General features: G+C 66.3%; 16 protein-coding genes. 7 read left to right on the top strand and 9 right to left on the bottom strand.

What is annotated here, in order from left to right; all coding sequences use genetic code 11:
- Positions 1–216 precede the first annotated feature (216 nt).
- The 8 genes from ACEN2S_RS09450 to ACEN2S_RS09415 form a co-directional block, all read right to left on the bottom strand.
- Positions 217–906 (bottom strand): response regulator, encoded by a 690-nt coding sequence (locus ACEN2S_RS09450; protein WP_441865434.1) that lies wholly within the window; start codon positions 904–906, stop codon positions 217–219.
- Complete coding sequence (locus ACEN2S_RS09445; protein WP_441865431.1) at positions 903–3,626, bottom strand: ATP-binding protein; 2,724 nt, start codon at positions 3,624–3,626, stop codon at positions 903–905. The genes ACEN2S_RS09450 and ACEN2S_RS09445 overlap by 4 nt, the downstream gene beginning before the upstream one ends.
- A gap of 8 nt (positions 3,627–3,634) precedes the next feature.
- Positions 3,635–4,213, bottom strand: a complete 579-nt coding sequence (kdpC, locus tag ACEN2S_RS09440) for a potassium-transporting ATPase subunit KdpC (protein ID WP_441865428.1) — start codon at positions 4,211–4,213, stop codon at positions 3,635–3,637.
- A 12-nt stretch (positions 4,214–4,225) separates the two neighbouring features.
- On the bottom strand, positions 4,226–6,250 hold the full coding sequence (gene kdpB / locus ACEN2S_RS09435; protein WP_441865425.1) for a potassium-transporting ATPase subunit KdpB: 2,025 nt from the start codon (positions 6,248–6,250) through the stop codon (positions 4,226–4,228).
- A gap of 58 nt (positions 6,251–6,308) precedes the next feature.
- Entirely contained in the window at positions 6,309–7,994 is a 1,686-nt protein-coding gene (kdpA, locus tag ACEN2S_RS09430) for a potassium-transporting ATPase subunit KdpA (RefSeq protein ID WP_441865422.1), read from the bottom strand.
- 11 nt (positions 7,995–8,005) lie between these two features.
- A complete protein-coding gene (locus tag ACEN2S_RS09425; RefSeq protein ID WP_441865419.1) occupies positions 8,006–8,206 on the bottom strand; it encodes a hypothetical protein in 201 nt (66 codons plus the stop codon).
- Positions 8,207–8,624: 418 nt separating this feature from the next.
- On the bottom strand, positions 8,625–9,260 hold the full coding sequence (locus tag ACEN2S_RS09420) for an SGNH/GDSL hydrolase family protein (RefSeq protein WP_441865416.1): 636 nt from the start codon (positions 9,258–9,260) through the stop codon (positions 8,625–8,627).
- 123 nt (positions 9,261–9,383) lie between these two features.
- Complete coding sequence (locus ACEN2S_RS09415; protein ID WP_441865413.1) at positions 9,384–10,325, bottom strand: LysR substrate-binding domain-containing protein; 942 nt, start codon at positions 10,323–10,325, stop codon at positions 9,384–9,386.
- Positions 10,326–10,475: 150 nt separating this feature from the next.
- Between ACEN2S_RS09415 and ACEN2S_RS09410 the strand changes: the two genes are divergently transcribed.
- The 4 genes from ACEN2S_RS09410 to pcaD all read left to right on the top strand — a co-directional run bounded on the left by ACEN2S_RS09410 (position 10,476) and on the right by pcaD (position 13,970).
- Complete coding sequence (locus ACEN2S_RS09410; RefSeq protein ID WP_441865410.1) at positions 10,476–11,663, top strand: muconate/chloromuconate family cycloisomerase; 1,188 nt, start codon at positions 10,476–10,478, stop codon at positions 11,661–11,663.
- An 8-nt stretch (positions 11,664–11,671) separates the two neighbouring features.
- On the top strand, positions 11,672–11,962 hold the full coding sequence (gene catC, locus ACEN2S_RS09405; RefSeq protein ID WP_441865407.1) for a muconolactone Delta-isomerase: 291 nt from the start codon (positions 11,672–11,674) through the stop codon (positions 11,960–11,962).
- A gap of 66 nt (positions 11,963–12,028) precedes the next feature.
- Positions 12,029–12,967 carry a catechol 1,2-dioxygenase gene (gene catA / locus ACEN2S_RS09400; RefSeq protein ID WP_441865404.1) on the top strand — a complete coding sequence of 313 codons (939 nt, stop codon included), beginning with the start codon at positions 12,029–12,031 and terminating at the stop codon, positions 12,965–12,967.
- 214 nt (positions 12,968–13,181) lie between these two features.
- Positions 13,182–13,970, top strand: coding sequence for a 3-oxoadipate enol-lactonase (pcaD, locus tag ACEN2S_RS09395; RefSeq protein WP_441865401.1), 789 nt, complete (start codon positions 13,182–13,184; stop codon positions 13,968–13,970).
- Positions 13,971–14,064: 94 nt separating this feature from the next.
- Here pcaD and ACEN2S_RS09390 read toward each other — a convergent pair whose 3' ends face one another.
- The gene (locus ACEN2S_RS09390) at positions 14,065–14,631 is read right to left on the bottom strand and encodes a nuclear transport factor 2 family protein (protein WP_441865399.1); all 567 of its coding nucleotides are present in this window, start codon (positions 14,629–14,631) and stop codon (positions 14,065–14,067) included.
- 457 nt (positions 14,632–15,088) lie between these two features.
- On the opposite strand from ACEN2S_RS09390, the gene ACEN2S_RS09385 reads away from it, so the two are divergent.
- The 3 genes from ACEN2S_RS09385 to ACEN2S_RS09375 are packed head-to-tail and all read left to right on the top strand — an operon-like array spanning position 15,089 to position 17,781.
- The gene (locus ACEN2S_RS09385; RefSeq protein ID WP_441865397.1) at positions 15,089–16,258 is read left to right on the top strand and encodes an amidase; all 1,170 of its coding nucleotides are present in this window, start codon (positions 15,089–15,091) and stop codon (positions 16,256–16,258) included.
- A complete protein-coding gene (locus ACEN2S_RS09380; RefSeq protein WP_441865395.1) occupies positions 16,255–17,394 on the top strand; it encodes an acyl-CoA dehydrogenase family protein in 1,140 nt (379 codons plus the stop codon). The genes ACEN2S_RS09385 and ACEN2S_RS09380 overlap by 4 nt, the downstream gene beginning before the upstream one ends.
- Before the next feature lie 24 nt (positions 17,395–17,418).
- Entirely contained in the window at positions 17,419–17,781 is a 363-nt protein-coding gene (locus ACEN2S_RS09375) for a hypothetical protein (RefSeq protein WP_441865394.1), read from the top strand.
- Positions 17,782–17,802: the final 21 nt, after the last annotated feature.

Below are 17,802 nucleotides of genomic sequence, written 5' to 3'. Positions count from 1 at the left end.
TACGCATTCGCAAAACATGCATATTTAGCCGATAGTATATTACCTATATGAAGATAATCGCGCCTCCTGCCACCTTCCGGATCGGGCAAGGCTTCCCCCAAAACCGCCCAAATGGCAGCGCTTGGCTGGGAGGAGGCAGCGGGTGGGAGCAGTTACCAAGACCGACACGGACCTGCGGCCGCGCGCCGGGGCCATCGGGCGGCGGCGCGGCCGCGCTCAGCTGTCGCTGAGCCGGTATCCCACCCCCGGCTCGGTGAAAATCCACCGGGGATCGGCCGCATCATCGCCCAGTTTGGCGCGCAATTGCCGGATATAGACGCGCAGATACTGGCTGTCCTCGGTGTGAGCCGGGCCCCAGATCGCGCTCAGGATCATCTTTTGTGTCACCAGCCGCCCGGCATGGCTGGCCAAAAGCCACAACAGATCAAACTCGCGCCGCGTGAGTTTAAGATCCTCGCCCTGCAAGGCCGCCCGATGGTCCGCCGCATCAATGCGCAGCGGCCCGAGGGTCAGCACCGCCGGAGCCGCCTCGCGCGCGCGGTCACGCAAAAGGCCGCGCAGACGGGCCAGCAACTCGCCGGTGGAAAACGGTTTGGTGACGTAATCCTGCGCGCCCGCATCAAAGCCCGCGATCTTGCCCGCCTCATCGCTGCGCACCGACAGGATCAGCACCGGCATCTGCGACCATTCGCGCACCGCCTTCAGCACGGTGATCCCATCGGCATCCGGCAGACCGAGGTCAAGGATCATCACCGCCGGGGCTTCTTTCGCCGCCAGCGCGATCCCGTCCCGCGCGGTGGCGGCCTCCGAGACCAGATGCCCCTCGGCCTCCAGCGCCAGCCGCAAAAACCGCCGGATCGGCGCTTCGTCCTCAACGATCAGGATGCGGGCTTGCGCTGGGTTCAATGTGACACCTCGGGGTTCCAGAGCGGCAGTTCCATCACGATCCGCGTGCCCCGCCCGTCCGGATGCACGGCTTCGGCGCGGATCTTGCCGCCATGGGCTTCCACGATCCCTTTGCAAATGGCAAGGCCCAGACCGGTGCCGGTGCGCCCACCATCACCCTGCTCGGCGCGCCAGAACATGTCAAAGACCTGCGCGGCGGCCCCCGGTGGCAGGCCCGGCCCGTCATCCTCCACCGAGAGAAGCGCCCGCCCGCGCCAAACCTCGGCCCCGATGCGGATCGGACTGTCGGGCCCGGCATATTTGCGGGCGTTATCAAGGATGTTCACCAGAACCTGCTCGATCAGCATCGGGTCCACCTCCACCGGCGTCAAATCGGCGGGGATGGTCACAGCAACCGATTGACCGCGCAAGACACCCCGCAGCCGGTGCCGTGCGGCCCCTGCCAGTTCGCGCAGATCGGTGGCGGTGGTGCGCGGTTTCAGCGCCCCATGCCCCAGCCGGGTCATGTCCAGCAGGTTCTGGATATAGCGGTCCAACCGCTCGCCCTCCTCGCGGATGGTCCCGGCCAGCAGGCTGCGGCTGCCCTCGCTCAGCCCGGCTTGCTCCAACCCCTCTGCCGCGCCCAGGATCGAGACCAGCGGCGTGCGCAGATCATGGCTGACCGAGGAGAGCAGCGCCGAACGCAGACGTTCGGTCTCGCTCAGCACCCGGCTTTGCGCGAGATCATCGGCCAGCCGCACCCGCTCCAGCGCCAGCGCCACCTGATCGGCCAGCGCCTCCACCAGACGGCGGTCTCCCGGCGCCGGTTCGCGGCCATCGGCATAGCTCAGCCCCAGCACGCCGATGCGCCGCTCCGAGGCCGCCAGCGGCAGAAACAACCAGCGCGAGGCGGGCAGCGTGGCCGAGCCTTTGCCCGCCGGTTCGCCGTGCTCATAGGCATAGCGCGCGGCGGAAATCTCGCGCGGTTCCATCCGGTCTTCGGGCGGGAACGCCCCGACGATGGCCAGCCGCCCCTCGGCATCGGGCAACAGCAGGATCGACTCGCATTCCAGCACCGCCGCCACATGGCTGACCGCCGCCCAGACCACATCATCCACCGAGGCCGCCGCCGCCGCCTTGCGCGAAAAGTCATAGAGTTTGCGCGTGCGGTCCGCGATGGCGCGCTGCGCGATGACCCGTTCGCGCAGCCGCGCCGCCAGATTGCCGGTCAGGATCGAGGCGACCAGAAACAGAAGCAGCGTCAGAAACTGCGCCTCATTCCAGACATGCAGCGTATAGCGCGGCTCGGTGAACAGGAGATTGTAGAACACAAAGCTGAGGATCGCCGCCGCGACCGAGGGCCAGCGGCCCAGCTTTGCCGCCACCGCCACCACCGTCGTCATGTAGATCAGCGAAAGGCTGAGCACTGGCACCAGCCGGTCTGCGGCCATCGCCACCAGCGTCGTCACCCCCACGGCCAGTGCCACCGTGCCGATGCGGCGGCTGGCGTCGGACCAGGCGGGCGCGGCGGGCCGCTGGCGCTGGCGGGCCGGGCTTTCGTCATCGGTGACGAGGGTCAGCTCGAACTGCACCGCCGCGCGCAAAAGGCCCGCCACCGCAATTTCGTGCGCGGTCGGCGCGAGCCAGGAGGCGAGACGCCCCCGGGGGCGCGGGCGCGGCACCACGATGCGGCGGACGTTATGGGCACGGGCAAAGGCCACCACCTCCTGCACCGCGTCGCGCTCGGTCTGCAGCACGCTGACCTCGGCCCCCAGCCGCTCGGCCAGCCGCAATGCCCCTGCCGGCCCGTCGCGCGCCCCGTCATGCCCCCCGTCCTGCGCCGCATCGCCTGCCTGATCCGCGCGGGTTTCCGCCCGCAGGCTGGTCAGCGCCACTGCCAGCCATTCGCTCCGCGCCCGGTCGGCCGAGCGTTTGCCGATCCGCACCGCATCGCGCCCCACCGCCCCTTCGGGCAGCACCACGAGGATACGCTCCTGCGTTGGCCAAGGCCCCTGAATGGCATGCGCCGCCATGTGTTCCTGCAGCTGCGCATCCACCCGGTCGGCGGCGGTGCGCATGGCAAGTTCGCGCAGGGCGGTCAGATTGCCCTTGGCAAAGAAATTCGCCACCGCCCGCGCCGCCTGATCCTGCACATAGACCTTGCCCGCCCGCAGCCGCGCGATCAGCTCATCGGGCGGCAGATCGACCAGCTCGATCTCATCGGCGAGTGCCAGCACTACATCCGGCACGGTTTCGCGCACCCTGACCCCAGTGATCCGCGCCACCGTGTCGTTCAGCGTCTCGACATGCTGCACGTTCAGCGTGGTGTAGACATCAATCCCCGCGGCCAGCACATCCTCGACATCCTGCCAGCGTTTCTCATGCCGCCCGCCCGAGAGATTGGCATGCGCCAGCTCGTCAATCAGCGCCAGATCGGGGCGGCGGGCGATCAGCGTCTCGGCGTCCATTTCCTGCAGGATGCGACCGTTGTGATAGACCGGGCGGCGCGGCAGCACCTCCAGCCCGCGCAGCATCGCCTCGGTCTCGGCGCGGCCATGGGTTTCGACCACGCCCGCCAGCACAGTCACCCCTTCGGAGGCCCGCGCCCGCGCCGCCTGCAACATCGCGTAGGTCTTGCCCACGCCGGGGGCCGCGCCAAGGAATATCTTCAGCCGCCCCCGGCCTTCACGGCGGGCTTCGGGCAGCAGGGCATCAGGTTCAGGGCGCGGCAGATCCGGCATGGCACTCCTCAGCTGCCGTCAGCAAGCGGCAGCGGCAGGGCGGCGTCAAGGGCGAGATTGGTCACGAGCACATTGACCCGCGGCGCGCCAAAGAGGCCGAGCCAGCGGCCCTCGGTATGGGCGGCGATGATCGCCAGAACCGCCTCTGGCGGCGCGCCGCGCGCGGCGGCGATGCGGCTGGCCTGCAGGCGGGCATTCTCGGGCGAGATGTCGGGATCAAGCCCCGAGGCCGAGGCCGTCACCGCATCCACCGGGGCCGTCGCGCCATTCTCGGCCTCCCATGCCGCGCGCCGGGTGGCGATCTCGGCGGCAAGGGTTGCCGAGGTGGCACCGAGGTTCGAGGCGCCAGAGGGCATGGCGTTATACCCCACCGCCGAAGGACGCGGGTGCAGGTAGCCGGGGGTGGTGAAGCCCTGCGCGATCAGCGCAGCGCCAATCACGCGGCCCTCCCGCGCGATCAGGCCGCCATTGGCGGTCTGCGGCACCAGGGCCTGCGCGAGGCCGGTCATTGCCAGCGGATAGGCAAGGCCGGTGAGCAGGGTCATTGCGGCGAGGAGGGTGACGGCGGGGCGAAGATGGGTCAGCATCGGGATCTCCTTTCAGGCCAGACCAAGGGCGGTCACGGCCATATCGATGGCCTTGATGCCGATGAAGGGCACCACAAGACCGCCGAGGCCATAAAGCGTGAGGTTGCGGCGCAAGAGGGCCGCCGCGCTGGCGGGGGCGTATTTCACCCCGCGCAAGGCCAGCGGGATCAGCGCGATGATGATCAGCGCGTTGAAGATCACCGCCGAGAGGATGGCGCTTTGCGGACTGCTCAGCCCCATCAGGTTCAGCACCCCCAGCCCCGGATAGGCCACGACAAAGATGGCGGGCAGGATGGCGAAGTATTTCGCCACATCATTGGCAATGCTGAAGGTGGTCAGCGCGCCGCGGCTGATCAGCAGCTGTTTGCCCACCATCACAATCTCGATCAGCTTGGTCGGATCGCTGTCGAGATCGATCAGATTGGCGGCCTCTTTCGCGGCCGGGGTGCCGGAGTTCATCGCCACGCCCACATCCGCCTGCGCCAGTGCGGGCGCGTCATTTGAGCCGTCGCCGCACATCGCCACCAGCCGCCCGCCCGCCTGCTCGCGGCGGATATAGTCGAGTTTCATTTCCGGCGTCGCTTCGGCCAGAAAATCATCCACCCCCGCCTCTGCGGCGATGGCGGCGGCGGTCAGGGGGTTGTCGCCGGTGATCATCACCGTGCGGATCCCCATCGCGCGCAGCTCGGCAAAGCGTTCCCGCACCCCGGGCTTGATCACATCCTTCAGATGGATCGCGCCCAGAATGCGGTCATCTTGCGCCACCAGCAACGGTGTGGCCCCCGAGCGGGCGATCTCGTCGACCTTGGCGCGCAGGGCGGCATCAGCAGGCGCGCCGATAAAGCGCTCCACCGCGTCCACCGCGCCTTTGCGCAGCCGCCTGCCCGGCAGATCAACGCCCGAGAGCCGGGTCTGCGCCGAGAAGACCACCGTCTCCCCCTGCACCGCCGCATCGGCGGCCAAATCGGGCAGCAGTTTGCGCGCCAGATCAATGATGGATTTCCCCTCCGGCGTGTCATCGCTCAGCGAGGCGAGATGCGCCGCGCGGATCAGTTCGGCCTCGCTCACCCCGCGGGCGGGCACGAAAGCATCCGCCATCCGGTTGCCAAAGGTGATCGTGCCGGTCTTGTCGAGCAACAGCGTGTCGACATCGCCCGCCGCCTCCACCGCGCGCCCCGATTTCGCGATCACATTTGCCCGCACCAACCGGTCCATCCCGGCGATGCCGATGGCCGAGAGAAGGCCGCCGATGGTGGTGGGGATCAGCGTCACGAACAGCGCCGCCAGCGTGATCACCGGGATCACGATCCCCGAATAGCGCGCGAACGGCTCCAGCGTCACCACCACGATCAGGAAGATCAGCGTAAGGCCGGTCAACAGGATGTTCAGCGCGATTTCATTCGGGGTTTTCTGCCGCTCGGCCCCCTCAACCATCGCGATCATCCGGTCGAGAAAGCTTTTGCCCGGTTCTGCCACGATCTTCAGGATCAGCTGATCCGACACGATCCGCGTGCCACCGGTGACCGATGAGCGGTCGCCGCCCGACTCGCGGATCACCGGCGCGCTTTCGCCGGTGATCGCGCTTTCGTCGACCGAGGCGACACCGCGGATCACTTCGGCATCGGTGGGGACCAGATCGCCCACCTCGACGAGTACCAGCTGCCCGGGGCGCAGCGAGGCCGAGGGCACCAGCCGCGGCGCGGTGTCGTCCTCCTGCGTCAAGAGCTTGACCATGGTCTCGGCCTTGGTGGCGCGCAGACTGTCGGCGCGGGCCTTCCCGCGCCCTTCGGCCAGGGCTTCGGCGAAATTGGCAAAGAGCACGCAGACCCAAAGCCAGACGGCGATCTGCAGGTTCACCCCCCAGCCGGGGGCAGCCACCGCCAGATCGCGCAGCGCCAGAACGCTGGTCAGCATCGCGGTGACGGCGGTGACAAAGATCACCGCATTGCCCATCAGCGCGCGGGGATGCAGCTTGGCAACGGCCGCCTTCAGCGCCGCCGCATAAAGCCCGTGTCGGGGCAGGGTTCGGGTGGACATCGTTTGGTCCTCGTCAGGGAAAGAAGGGGGGCGGCCGCGCGGGGGGCCGCCCGGTGGGTCAAAACGTCTGCCCGGCGATCCGCGCGGTCTCTTCCGCGATGGGGCCTAGCGCCAGAACCGGAAAGAAGGTCAGCGCGCCCAGAACCGCGACGGTCAGGATCAGCAGGGTGACAAACAGCGGCCCATGCGTCGGGAAGGTGCCCGCGGTGACGGGCGCCTGTTGCTTACCGCTCAGCGATCCGGCGATGGCCAGCATCGGCAGGATGATCGCATAGCGGCCCAGGATCATCAGCACCCCCAGCGCCGTTGTCTGCCAGGGCGTGCCCGCACCAAAGCCCGCAAAGGCCGAACCGTTGTTCCCCACCGCCGAGGAATAGGCATAGAGGATCTCGCTCAGCCCATGTGGCCCGGGCTCCTGCACCGAGGCGAGGGCCGCGGGCAGCGTGGCCGAAACCGCGCCGCCGACCAGAATGCCCAGCGGCATCGACAGAAAGGCCAGCATCGCCAGCGTCACCTCCCGCGCCTCGATCTTGCGCCCGAGGTATTCGGGCGTCCGCCCCACCATCAGCCCGGCCAGAAACACCGCCAGCACAACATAAAGCAGCATCCCGTATAGCCCCGCGCCGACGCCGCCAAAGATCACCTCGCCGATCTGCATGTTGACCATCTGCACCAGCCCCGAGAGCGGCATGAAACTGTCATGCATCGCATTGACCGAGCCGTTGGAGGCGGCGGTGGTCGCCATGCTCCAGAGCGCCGAGAGCGCCACGCCAAAGCGCTGTTCCTTGCCCTCCAGATTACCGCCCGAAGCGAAACCGGCAGACCCGGCCAGCTCGGCGTTCCAGATCACCGCAAGGCCCGCGATAAACATCACGCCCATCGCGGCATAGATCGCCCAGCCCTGACGCCGGTCCCCGGCCATGCGGCCGAACAAAAAGCAAAAGGAGACCGGGATCAGCAAGATGGCGAAGCTCTGCGCCATGTTCGACAGGATCGTCGGATTCTCGAACGGATGCGCCGAGTTCACGCCGAAAAAGCCGCCGCCATTGGTGCCGAGCTGCTTGATCGCCACCTGAGCTGCCACCGGCCCGCGCGCGATCACCTGATCCGCGCCTTCGAGTGTGGTGACATGCGCCGCCCCCAGCAGGGTTTGCGGCACGCCCTGCGCCATCAGGACCAGCGCCAGCACGACCGAGAGCGGCAGCAGGACATAGAGCACCGAGCGCGTCATATCGGCCCAGAAATTTCCCAGGCCCAGGCCCTTTGGCCCGGTGAACCCGCGGATCACCGCCACGCCCACCGCCATGCCGGTGGCGGCGGAGACAAAATTCTGCACCGTCAGCCCCGCCATCTGCGCCAGATAGCTCAGCTGCGCCTCGCCGGAATAGGCCTGCCAGTTGGTGTTGGTGACAAAGCTGACCGCGGTGTTGAAGGCCAGATCGGGGGCCATGCCGCCGATGCCCTCGGGGTTCAGAGGCAGCAGGCCCTGCAGCCGCAAAACGGCATAGAGCAGCACAAAGCCCAGCATGTTGAACCCGAGCACCGCCAGCGCATAACTTTGCCAGCCTTGCGTGTTGTCCGCACGGATGCCCGCCAGCCGGTAGATGCCCCGCTCCAAAGGCGCGAGAGCCCGCGACAGCGCCGTGCGCCGCCCGGCATACACCCGCGCCATATGGCCCGCCAGCACCCAGCCGCCCGCCGTCAGCGCGGCGCAAAACAGGATATAGCCCAGAAGATCCCGCATCATGCCCCCCCTCAGAACCGCCCCGGACGCGCCAGCGCCAGGATCAGAAAGCCGAACATTCCCGCCGCGACGGCGAGACCCAGAATGATGTCGAACATCTGCCCCTCACATCCGGTCGATGAGGCGCAGAGCAGCGGCAAACAGGCCAAAGCCCGCCAGCCCGAGTCCGAGGTAAATGAGATCTGCCATGATAGGTCTCCCGCAGTTTCCATGCGGGTTTGATCGGCCCAAGCCGCGTAAACGCGCTATGTGAAAGCCGGGCCAGCGCGTAAAATCCGCGTAAAGAAAGCAGCTTGAGGTGGCAAAAGCAGCGGCACCGCCCCGGGACGGGTGCCGGCCCCCCCCCCCGGCGGCCAAGCTCACGCGGGCCAGCCTGACACGGACCAGCCTGAGGTCGGCCAACCTGACGTGGCCCAGCCTGAGGTGGGCCAGGATATCACGCGGGCGCGGATGGCGATCCGGCCGGGACACCTGCCGCCGGGGCGGAGGCGACGCGATGGGGGCGCAGATTGCGCGCCGTGACGCGCCTCGGCCCGGTGATGAGCGCGCAGCCTTGCCCTTGGCGCTTGGCGTGATGCACAGGCCCGCCGCAGCTGGCGGCCCGCACCGCGCGCGACTGCCACCCGGGCGTTAGTTCAGCAAGGCACGCACCGGCTCGATCAGGGCGCTCCCGATCGCCCGGGTATTCTCGGCATCCAGATGCACGCCGTCCACGGGGCTGGGCCGGGCCACTGTCGCCGCATCAAAAAACGCACAGCCCTGCGCCTCGGACAGCGCCCGGTACCCTTCGGCCAGCAAATAGCTTTGCTCGACCACCCGCCCGGACAACGGCGGCTCACCATTGGCGCGCAGGCAAAAATGCGGTGGCGAGACGATCATGATCTGCGGCATGCGCAGGCCGGTGCCATAGGGGAAGGTCCGGATAATCTCAACCAGACGGCCCATTCCGGCCATGGCGGCATGCGGCGCCGTGCTGATCACGGCCTTGAGGTCATTCGCCCCCAGCATGATGATGACCAGGTCCAGCGGAGAGTGGGACGCCAGAAGCATCGGCAAGGCACGCGCGCCGTTTCGGTCAAACGCGGCGGTGAAATCATCAAAGGCGCTGGTGCGCCCACCCAGCCCCTCCGGGATCACCCGCGCCTGCGTGCCCAGCCCCGCTTGCAACACGCTGGGCCAGCGGTCTTCGTAGGCATGCCGCCCGCCATCCGCGGGATTGCTGCCCCAGGTCAGACTGTCGCCGAATGCCATGATGGTTTTGGTCACAGATATGCACTCCGAATTGCCGCAGGTTGCTGTCAGGCCGGAATACTCACCTGTCAGCCAGAAGAGAGCAACGGCCATCTGCAACCGCGCAACCGCGCAGCGTCCCCGCCGCCCGAACCGCCGTCAGACGCGTTCTGCCCCCCGGGCCGGAGCCGTGCCGCCTTCCTCCGCGGAGGCGGCGTCTTCTGCATAGATGTCGCGGATCAGCGCCTTGATGAGTTCGAGCGGGCGCGACGTGTCGCCCACGCGGTGGTTCAGGATGACCGGCGAGGTTGCGCGGGTATCCTCGATCGCGCGGTAAAGCACGTCAGAGCGCATCTGCCGCGCCGAGGCCGGGATGATGCAGACCCCCGATGCCGCCGCGACCAGCCCCAGCGCCGTCTGGATCTCGCGCACTTCATGCACCTCGGCGGGGCGCACCTCCGCCTGTTGCAGCAGGCTCAACACCTGATCGGCGTAGCTCGGGCGGGGCTCTCTGGGATAGACGATCAGGTTTTGCCCGCCGAGCATCGCCAGCGACAGCGGCCCGGTCTCTTCGGCGAGGGGCGTGTCGAGCGGCACGGCGACGACCAGACGCTCATCATGCAGAACGGTGCTGACGATATTGGGATCGCTGTGGCGCAGACGGCCAAAGCCGACATCGATCCGGCCCTCTTTCAGCGCAGGCAGTTGCGGCGTCGAGAGGATCTCCAGCAGGCGGACATCCAGCTCCGGCGCACTTTGGCGCAGCCGCCTGACCAGCAGCGGCAGGCCGCCGTAGAGGGTCGAGGCGACGAAACCGATCGACAGCACGCTGTTCTGGTTCAGCCCCACCCGCTGGGTGGCCGCCTTCATCTGATCCACCCGCCCGAGCACCTGCAAGGATTGTTCATAGAACAGCCGCCCCGCCTCGGTCAGTTTGACGGGGCGGCTTTTGCGCAGCAGAAGCACGACGCCAAGCTCCTCCTCCAGCAGCTGGATCTGGCGGCTGAGCGGCGGTTGGGCGATGTGCAGGATCTGCGCCGCGCGGGTGAAATTCCGCTCGCGTGCAACGGCGACGAAATAGCGCATCTGGCGCAGATCCATGCTGGTCTCCCCCCTCAGAAACTCGGCGTTTTCGGTATTTTGCAGGCCATAATGCCACCAAAACCCCATCACCTTCCAATGATAATACCCGATAGGTATAATATCAAAGCCAAATGGTGTTGGACGTCCTATTGGGGCGGGGTGCACACTATGCGCATGAATCAGACCTTTGCCCCCCTTGCTGCCACCGCCACCTCCGGCCCCGTCATTGACCGGGTCGAGACCTTGCTGATCGACCTGCCCACCATCCGGCCGCACAAGCTGTCGGTGGCGACGATGGACGGCCAGACCCTCATGCTGGTCAAAGTTCATTGCAGCGACGGTGTGACGGGGATCGGCGAGGGCACCACCATCGGCGGGCTGGCCTATGGCGGCGAAAGCCCCGAGGGGATGAAGCTCGCGGTGGATACCTATTTCGCGCCGCTGATGATTGGTCAGGCCGCGGCGCAGGTGCAGGCGTTGATGGCGCGCATCGGCAAGATGGTGAAAGAGAACCGCTTCGCGAAAAGCGCGGTGGAGACGGCGCTTTTGGATGCGCAGGGCAAACGCACAGGCCTGGCGGTGAGCGAATTGCTGGGCGGTCGGCGGCGCGCACGTCTGCCGGTGGCCTGGACCCTCGCTTCGGGCGATACGGCCCGCGACATTGCCGAGGCCGAGCGGATGCTCGACCTGCGGCGGCACCGGATCTTCAAGCTGAAGATCGGCGCCAAAGACCTGCAGGACGACATTGCCCATGTCGCCAAGATCAAACGCGCGCTCGGCGACCGCGCCGCCGTGCGGGTCGATGTCAACATGGCCTGGAGCGAGAGCGAGGCCGCCTTTGGCATGGCCGCGCTGGCGGCGGCGGGCTGTGAACTGGTGGAACAGCCGGTTGCCTCGGCCGCGGCGCTTGGCCGCTTGGTGCGCCGGTTTCCGGTGGCGCTGATGGCGGATGAATCGCTGACCGGGCCGGAATCCGCCTTTGAAATTGCCCGGGTGCACGGCGCCGATGTCTTTGCCGTCAAGATCGAGCAGAGCGGCGGGCTGTTCAACGGCCAGCGGGTTGCGGCCATCGCGGATGCGGCAGGCATCGGCCTCTATGGCGGCACCATGCTGGAGGGCGCGGTGGGCACCATCGCCTCGGCGCAGCTGTTCGCCACTTTCGCAAACCTGCACTGGGGCACCGAGCTGTTCGGGCCGCTGCTGCTGACCGAAGAGATCCTGCAAGAGCCGCTGGACTACAGTGACTTTGAACTGACCGTGCCAACCGGGCCCGGCCTTGGCATCGCCTTGGATGACGACCGCGTGGCGCGTTTCGCCCGCGACGGACTGCACCGCACGATTTACCCGGCACGATAGGAGACGCCATGCTGTTTCATGTCCGAATGGATGTCCGCCTTCCCCACGACCTGCCCGAAGCCGAGGTCGCGGGCATCCTCGCGCGCGAAAAGGCCTATGCACAAGATCTGCAGCGCCGCGGCAAATGGCGCCATATTTGGCGTCTGGCGGGGGAATACGCCAATTTCAGCATCTTTGACGTGGCGGATAATGCCGAACTGCACGCGATCCTGTCGGGCTTGCCGCTCTTCAAATACATGGAGATCAGCGTGACACCGCTTTTGCGGCATCCCTCCTCGATCCGCGAGGATGACAGCTGACCCGCCCCGGGCGGAAGGAGGACAGCCTGCCCGCCCCCCCAATGCACATTCAGGAGGAGACCCACCATGACAGTCAAGATTTTCGACCGGCCCGACATTCAGGAATTTCTGAAGGTCCTCAGCGGCTTCAACCAGCCTGACGGCAGCCCGCGGATGAAAGAGATCACCCATCGCCTCGTCTCGGACCTGTTCAAGGCGATCGACGATCTCAACATCACCCCCGATGAATATTGGTCCGGCATCGCCTGGCTGAATGACATCGGTGCCGCCGGTCAGGCGGGGCTGATCTCGCCCGGGCTTGGTTTTGACCACTTCATCGACGAGCGTCTGGACGCGATTGACGCCGAGATGGGCATTGAAAACCCGACGCCGCGCACCATCGAAGGCCCGCTTTATGTGGCCGGTGCGCCGGAATCGGTGGGTTTCGCCCGGCTGGACGACGGCCGGGACGAAAGCGGCCATACGCTGATCATGCATGGCCGGGTTTTCGGGGCGGATGGCCAGGTGATGCCGGGCGCCAAGGTCGAGATCTGGCATTGCGACACGCGCGGCTTTTACTCGCATTTTGACCCGACCGGCAAACAGGCGCCCTTCAACATGCGCCGCACGATCATTGCCGATGCCGAGGGCCGCTATAAATTCCAGAGCATCCTGCCCAGCGGTTATGGTGTGCCCCCGGGCAGCCCGACGGAGCAGCTGCTCTCTGCCCTGGGCCGCCACGGCCAGCGCCCGGCGCATATTCACCTCTTCATCAGCGCCGACGGCCACCGCAAGCTGACGACGCAGATCAACATCGAAGGCGATCCGCTGATCAATGACGATTTCGCTTATGCGACCCGTGAAGGGCTGGTGCCGCCGGTGATCGAGCGCAGCGATGCGGCCAGCATTCAGGCGAACAACCTGACCGGCCCGTTTGCCGAGATTGCCTTTGACATCCACCTGACCGCGCTGGTCGATGGCGTCGACAATCAGATCAACGAACAGCGTCGCCGCGCCGTCGCCTGATCCATCTTCGGCGGGCCCTGCGCGCGGGGCCCGCTCTTGCGGCAACTGTGGTCCGCACAGATCCTGTGCCACAGCGCCGCCGCGACCAATGCATTGCCCGACACCCTCGCAACGCCGCCCCCGTCACCCGCGCGGGCGGCGCCTGCAAGCCCGAGCCCGGCGGCCGATGCGGATGCGGCCGCGGCCCAGCAGCCCCATCCAGCGGACAAAAGCCATGCCCTATCTCAACTTGCCGACGCATCGCCTGCATTACCGGATGGATGGCGTGGCCACCAAGGCCCCCTGGCTGGTGTTTTGCAACTCCCTCGGCACCGATCTGCACATGTGGGACGTGCAAGTGGCGGCGCTGTCGGATCACTTTCGCATCCTGCGCTATGACCGCCGGGGCCATGGCGGCTCTAGCGCCCCACCGCCGCCCTATGCGCTGGCCGATCTGGGGGGCGATGTGATCGCGCTTCTGGATGCGCTCGACATTCGCCAGAGCCATTTTTGCGGCTTGTCGATCGGGGGCCTGACCGGGCAATGGCTGGGGATACATGCCGCCGATCGGTTTGATCAGCTTGTTCTTTGCGCCACCGCCGCGCGGATCGGCAGCGCCGAGGGCTGGGCCGCGCGGATCACCGAGGTGACCGAGAACGGGCTTGCCGCTCTGGTCCCGGGAACAGGCGCGCGGTGGTTCACCCCCGCCTTCAGCGCCGCGCAACCTGAGACCGTCCGCGGCATTCTGCAGCAGTTTGAGATGACATCGGTCGAAGGCTACGTTGGCTGTTGTGCCGCTTTGGCGGGCGCGGATCTGCGCGCCGACATTGCGCAGATCGCCAACCCGGTGCTGACGATTTCCGGCAGCGATGATCCGGTGTGCCCGCCCGCCGATCTTGCGGCCATCGCCGCAACGGTTTGCCAGGGGCGCGCCGTGTCTCTGCCCGGGCGGCATCTGGTGAACATCGAAGCCGCGGGTGCCTTCAACGCCACATTGCTGAACGCTTTGACGGGCAGGATGTAGCGGCATCTGAGGCTCGATGAACGGGCGCGCTTGCGCCGCTGCCGTGCGAAGCGGCCCCCATCCGCGACAACGAATAGGGGACCGCTGATCTCGCTCAGGGCTGCATCAGGACCGATTGTTGCGGGTAATCGCTGGCCCAGGTCGCCGGCAACGGCGCCACAAACACATTCTCGGTGCGGTTGCGGGTGTAGCGCCACTTGCCATCCTCGCATTTGCGGAACGCATTCCACAGACGCGAAGAGCGCAGCAGTGCCTTGCCGTCGGAGAACAGCCAGGGCTGCATATGCACCCAGTTTGCCTCGGCCGTCATCCCGTCCGCCGCCACATGGATCTGCTCGGTGGTCAGGTAATGGCAATTCAGGATCAGCTTCGGATCCTGACGGCTGCCCCAGAAATTCTCGAAATGTTTGCGCAGCCCCGCTTTGCCCTCCACGCGGCCAAACTGTCCGGCATAGAATTCGCCCACGCCTTCCCAAACGGCGGTTTCGTCGAACAATTCCAGGATCGCGTCGATCCTCTCCGCGTCCGTATCAATGCCGAACTCCGGGATCGGTGTGTCGCAGAGGAAGAAGTAGCGCGCTTGAATCCGGCGGATTTCAGCTTCGGCCTCAAGGGTTTCAATGCGGCGGACAAGGGATTGGATGTCGGGTGTGGTGGTCATCGGTCGGTCCTATCTGCTGAAAGCATCGCCCCGCCACGGGGACTGCGGCGGGCGTATCCGGCCACCCTAAGCGCGGGGACATATCGATCAAGCGGTAATATTACTGTAAATCCGGCGCGCGCTGCCGCAACGCCCTGCAATGACTGACAAAGCTGAAGTTTGCCAAAAGCCGAAAAACACTCTTGCAGAACAAACAACAAAAATGTGCCAAATGCCGTGCTAGGGTCTCTGCGCGAGCATCCGATGTGCCTCTGGCGGCATGTGCTCTGCCCAAAGCCACCGCAGAACCGCCCCCGGCCGCGACTTCGCGGATCGGGGCCCTTCGGGCGCGCACCAATCATAAGCCAATGAAAATAATGACATTTCTGCAAAAGCCATCTCGAATCATGTTGACCGAATGTCTTATTACAGTAATGTTCATGTTATAAATCACGTCACTTGCACGAGGCCGCACCGCATGTCCCTCACGACCGCCCTGCCCGCTGCTGTCTTTACCGAGGTTTTCCCGGAAACGGGAAAGCAGGGGCCGACCGTGGCCATCAAGGATTGCATCGACATCGCCGGTCATGTGACCCGCAGCGGCTCTGCCGCCTTTGCAGATGCCGGGGCCGCCGCGAAGAATGCGGTCGTCGTGGACCGGCTGCTGGAGGCGGGCTGCAGGGTCCTCGGCAAAACCAATATGCATGAGCTGGCCTATGGCATGACCGGCGTGAACGCGCATTTCGGCACGCCGGTCAATCCCGGATGGCCCGACCGGATCCCCGGAGGCTCGTCCTCGGGGTCGGCGGTGGCGGTGGCGGCAGGTCTGGTTGATTTTGCCATCGGCACCGACACCGGCGGCTCTGTCCGCCAGCCCGCCATTTGCTGCGGTGTCATCGGCTTCAAGCCGACTTTCGGGCGCGTTGACCGGCGCGGCGCGGCCCCCGCCGAAAGCACCCTCGATTGCATCGGCCCTTTCGCGCGCTCCATTGAGATGATCGAGCGGGCGATGGCGATCATCGATCCGGCATTCGTTTCGCAAACCCTGACCAAGGCACCGCGCATCGGCCGGTTGCGCACCGATTTTGCCCGCGAGGTTGGCGATGCGCTGATCCTGCCGATCATGGAGCAGAATTTCATTCCCGCCTTCTACAGCTTGCCGCTGCTGGACGCGGCCTTCCGCGCCGGAATGACCCTGATCGGCCGCGAGACCTACCGTGCCTTTGGCCATCTGCTCGCCCGGCCCGCGCTGCTGGGGGCCGATGTGCGCGCGCGTCTGGAAGCAGCGGCCCTGATCACCGATGCAGCGGTCGCTGAGGCCGAAGACATCCGCCTGCGCTTTACCGCCGAGGTGGATCAGGCGCTCGGCGACTTCGACGTGTTGATCACCCCGGCGCTGCCGGTGGTCCCACCAACCCTCGCCGAGGCGGCCGCCGATCCCGCGGTGATCCTGCCCCTGACCCGCTATCTGCGCCCGTTCAACCTCTCGGGGCATCCCGCGCTGGTGTTGCCCACCACCTCGGCCAGCGGCCTGCCCGTTGGCATCCAGTTCGTCGGGCGCAAGGGCGAGGATGCCTATCTTTGCGCCGTTGCCGCCTGGTTCAGCGCCGCCGTTCCCCAATTTCAGCCGAAGGAAGCAATCCGATGAATGCGTCGACCCCGACCCGGCCCGAGACGGAGATGGACCGTCTCAAGATGGACATCCGCGCCAGAAGTCAGGAATTCCAGAGCCTGCGGCACATTCCGCAAGATATTGTCGCGCGTTTCCAAAAGGTTGGGATCTACCGCGCCTTTGTACCCGCACGCTTTGGCGGTGACGCGAAATCCCCCGCTGAATTTTGCCGGATGATCGAGGAAATCTCCTGGGCAGATGCTTCGGCGGGCTGGGTGGCGAGCTTTGGCGTCTCTGCCACCTATCTCTCGGCGCTGCCGCCGGAGACCTATGCCAAGATCTATGGCAGCGATCCCGATACGGTGTTTGCGGGCGGCATGTTCCCGCCGCAAAACGCCCAACGGGTGGCAGGCGGGCTTGAGGTTTCCGGGCGGTGGCCCTGGGTCTCGGGGGTGATGGGCGCATCCCTTGTCGGCGCCGGGATCAAGATTGCGGGCGAAAGCACGCCCCTGCCGCGCACCGCGATCATGCAGCGCCACGAAGTCACCGTTCTCGACAATTGGGACACGATCGGGCTGCGCGCCACCGGCAGCCATGACATCACCGCCGATAAGGTCATCGTGCCCGAAGACTGGACCTTCATCCGCGGCGGCAAACCCACGATGGATGATGCCATCTTCCGCTATCCCGCGATGGCGCTGGCGGCGCAGGTGCTGGCCGTGGTGGCGCTTGGCACCGCCCGCGCGGCGCTGGACTGGCTGCGCGATGATGCGATTGGCCGCAGCTCGATCACCGGCGCGCCAAGCCCGGCGGCCCGTGGCTATGTGCAGAGCAGCTTTGCCAAGGCCGAGGGTCTGCTCCTGGGCGCGCGCGCGGCCTTTTACGACACGATTGAAGAGGGTTGGCACCAGATGCTCACCGCGGGCGAGGTCGACCGTGCCACCCATATCCGGCTGCGTCAGGTCGCCTCCAAGGCCGCCGAAGACAGCGCCGAGGCTGCCCGAATTGCCTTTGTGCTGGGGGGCTCGGAATCCCTCAACACCGGGCATCCGCTGGGCCGCTACATGATCGACGCCGCCGGTGTTGCCCAACACGCCTTCGTCGGCGCGGGCAGCTGGCAAATGGCCGGTGCCGCCCTGCTCGAGCAGCCCGCCGCCCCCGGTTTCCCGTAATTCACGCGCTGAACAGGATATGACATGACCGACATCAAACCGATCCGCACCCTTCTCTGCCTCGCGGTACAACCCGCCTTTTTCGACCTGCCGTTCAACAAGATCGGCGCGGTCTGGGGCGCAACACAGGCGTTCATGGCGGGCGTCGCCCGGCTCGAGGGTGTCGTGGTGCTGGGCACACTCGACGATGACGAGACGCAGGTCGGCACCTCGCCGTCCTTCCCCTGGACCTGGTACATGCTCTGCGATTTCCCCAACCGCGACGCGGTGGTGGCGGCCTGCAACCTGCTGCGCACCATCGTCGTCGACGACGAGGACCACCGCCTGTGGAAATACATGCGCGTCGAGGCCCGGATGGGCCGCGCCCTCACCATTCCCGAGCTTTGACCCGACCGCCGTCAACTCCCG

This window comes from Phaeovulum sp. W22_SRMD_FR3 (assembly GCF_052113705.1).
GTDB lineage: Bacteria > Pseudomonadota > Alphaproteobacteria > Rhodobacterales > Rhodobacteraceae > JBGQOG01.
The sequence above is the reverse complement of the archived record's forward strand: the minus strand, read 5'-3'. Positions and strand labels throughout refer to the sequence as shown.

What these genes read in the sequence shown, in the direction of transcription:
- ACEN2S_RS09410 (WP_441865410.1), top strand. Translation starts at nt 10,476, where the DNA reads ATGCGCATGAATCAGACCTTTGCCCCCCTTGCTGCCACCGCCACCTCC.
- pcaD (WP_441865401.1), top strand. Translation starts at nt 13,182, where the DNA reads ATGCCCTATCTCAACTTGCCGACGCATCGCCTGCATTACCGGATGGAT.
- catA (WP_441865404.1), top strand. Translation starts at nt 12,029, where the DNA reads ATGACAGTCAAGATTTTCGACCGGCCCGACATTCAGGAATTTCTGAAG.
- kdpB (WP_441865425.1), bottom strand. Translation starts at nt 6,250, where the DNA reads ATGTCCACCCGAACCCTGCCCCGACACGGGCTTTATGCGGCGGCGCTG.
- ACEN2S_RS09415 (WP_441865413.1), bottom strand. Translation starts at nt 10,325, where the DNA reads ATGGATCTGCGCCAGATGCGCTATTTCGTCGCCGTTGCACGCGAGCGG.
- kdpA (WP_441865422.1), bottom strand. Translation starts at nt 7,994, where the DNA reads ATGCGGGATCTTCTGGGCTATATCCTGTTTTGCGCCGCGCTGACGGCG.
- ACEN2S_RS09390 (WP_441865399.1), bottom strand. Translation starts at nt 14,631, where the DNA reads ATGACCACCACACCCGACATCCAATCCCTTGTCCGCCGCATTGAAACC.
- ACEN2S_RS09425 (WP_441865419.1), bottom strand. Translation starts at nt 8,206, where the DNA reads ATGGAAACTGCGGGAGACCTATCATGGCAGATCTCATTTACCTCGGAC.
- ACEN2S_RS09445 (WP_441865431.1), bottom strand. Translation starts at nt 3,626, where the DNA reads ATGCCGGATCTGCCGCGCCCTGAACCTGATGCCCTGCTGCCCGAAGCC.
- ACEN2S_RS09380 (WP_441865395.1), top strand. Translation starts at nt 16,255, where the DNA reads ATGAATGCGTCGACCCCGACCCGGCCCGAGACGGAGATGGACCGTCTC.
- kdpC (WP_441865428.1), bottom strand. Translation starts at nt 4,213, where the DNA reads ATGCTGACCCATCTTCGCCCCGCCGTCACCCTCCTCGCCGCAATGACC.
- catC (WP_441865407.1), top strand. Translation starts at nt 11,672, where the DNA reads ATGCTGTTTCATGTCCGAATGGATGTCCGCCTTCCCCACGACCTGCCC.
- ACEN2S_RS09385 (WP_441865397.1), top strand. Translation starts at nt 15,089, where the DNA reads ATGTCCCTCACGACCGCCCTGCCCGCTGCTGTCTTTACCGAGGTTTTC.
- ACEN2S_RS09375 (WP_441865394.1), top strand. Translation starts at nt 17,419, where the DNA reads ATGACCGACATCAAACCGATCCGCACCCTTCTCTGCCTCGCGGTACAA.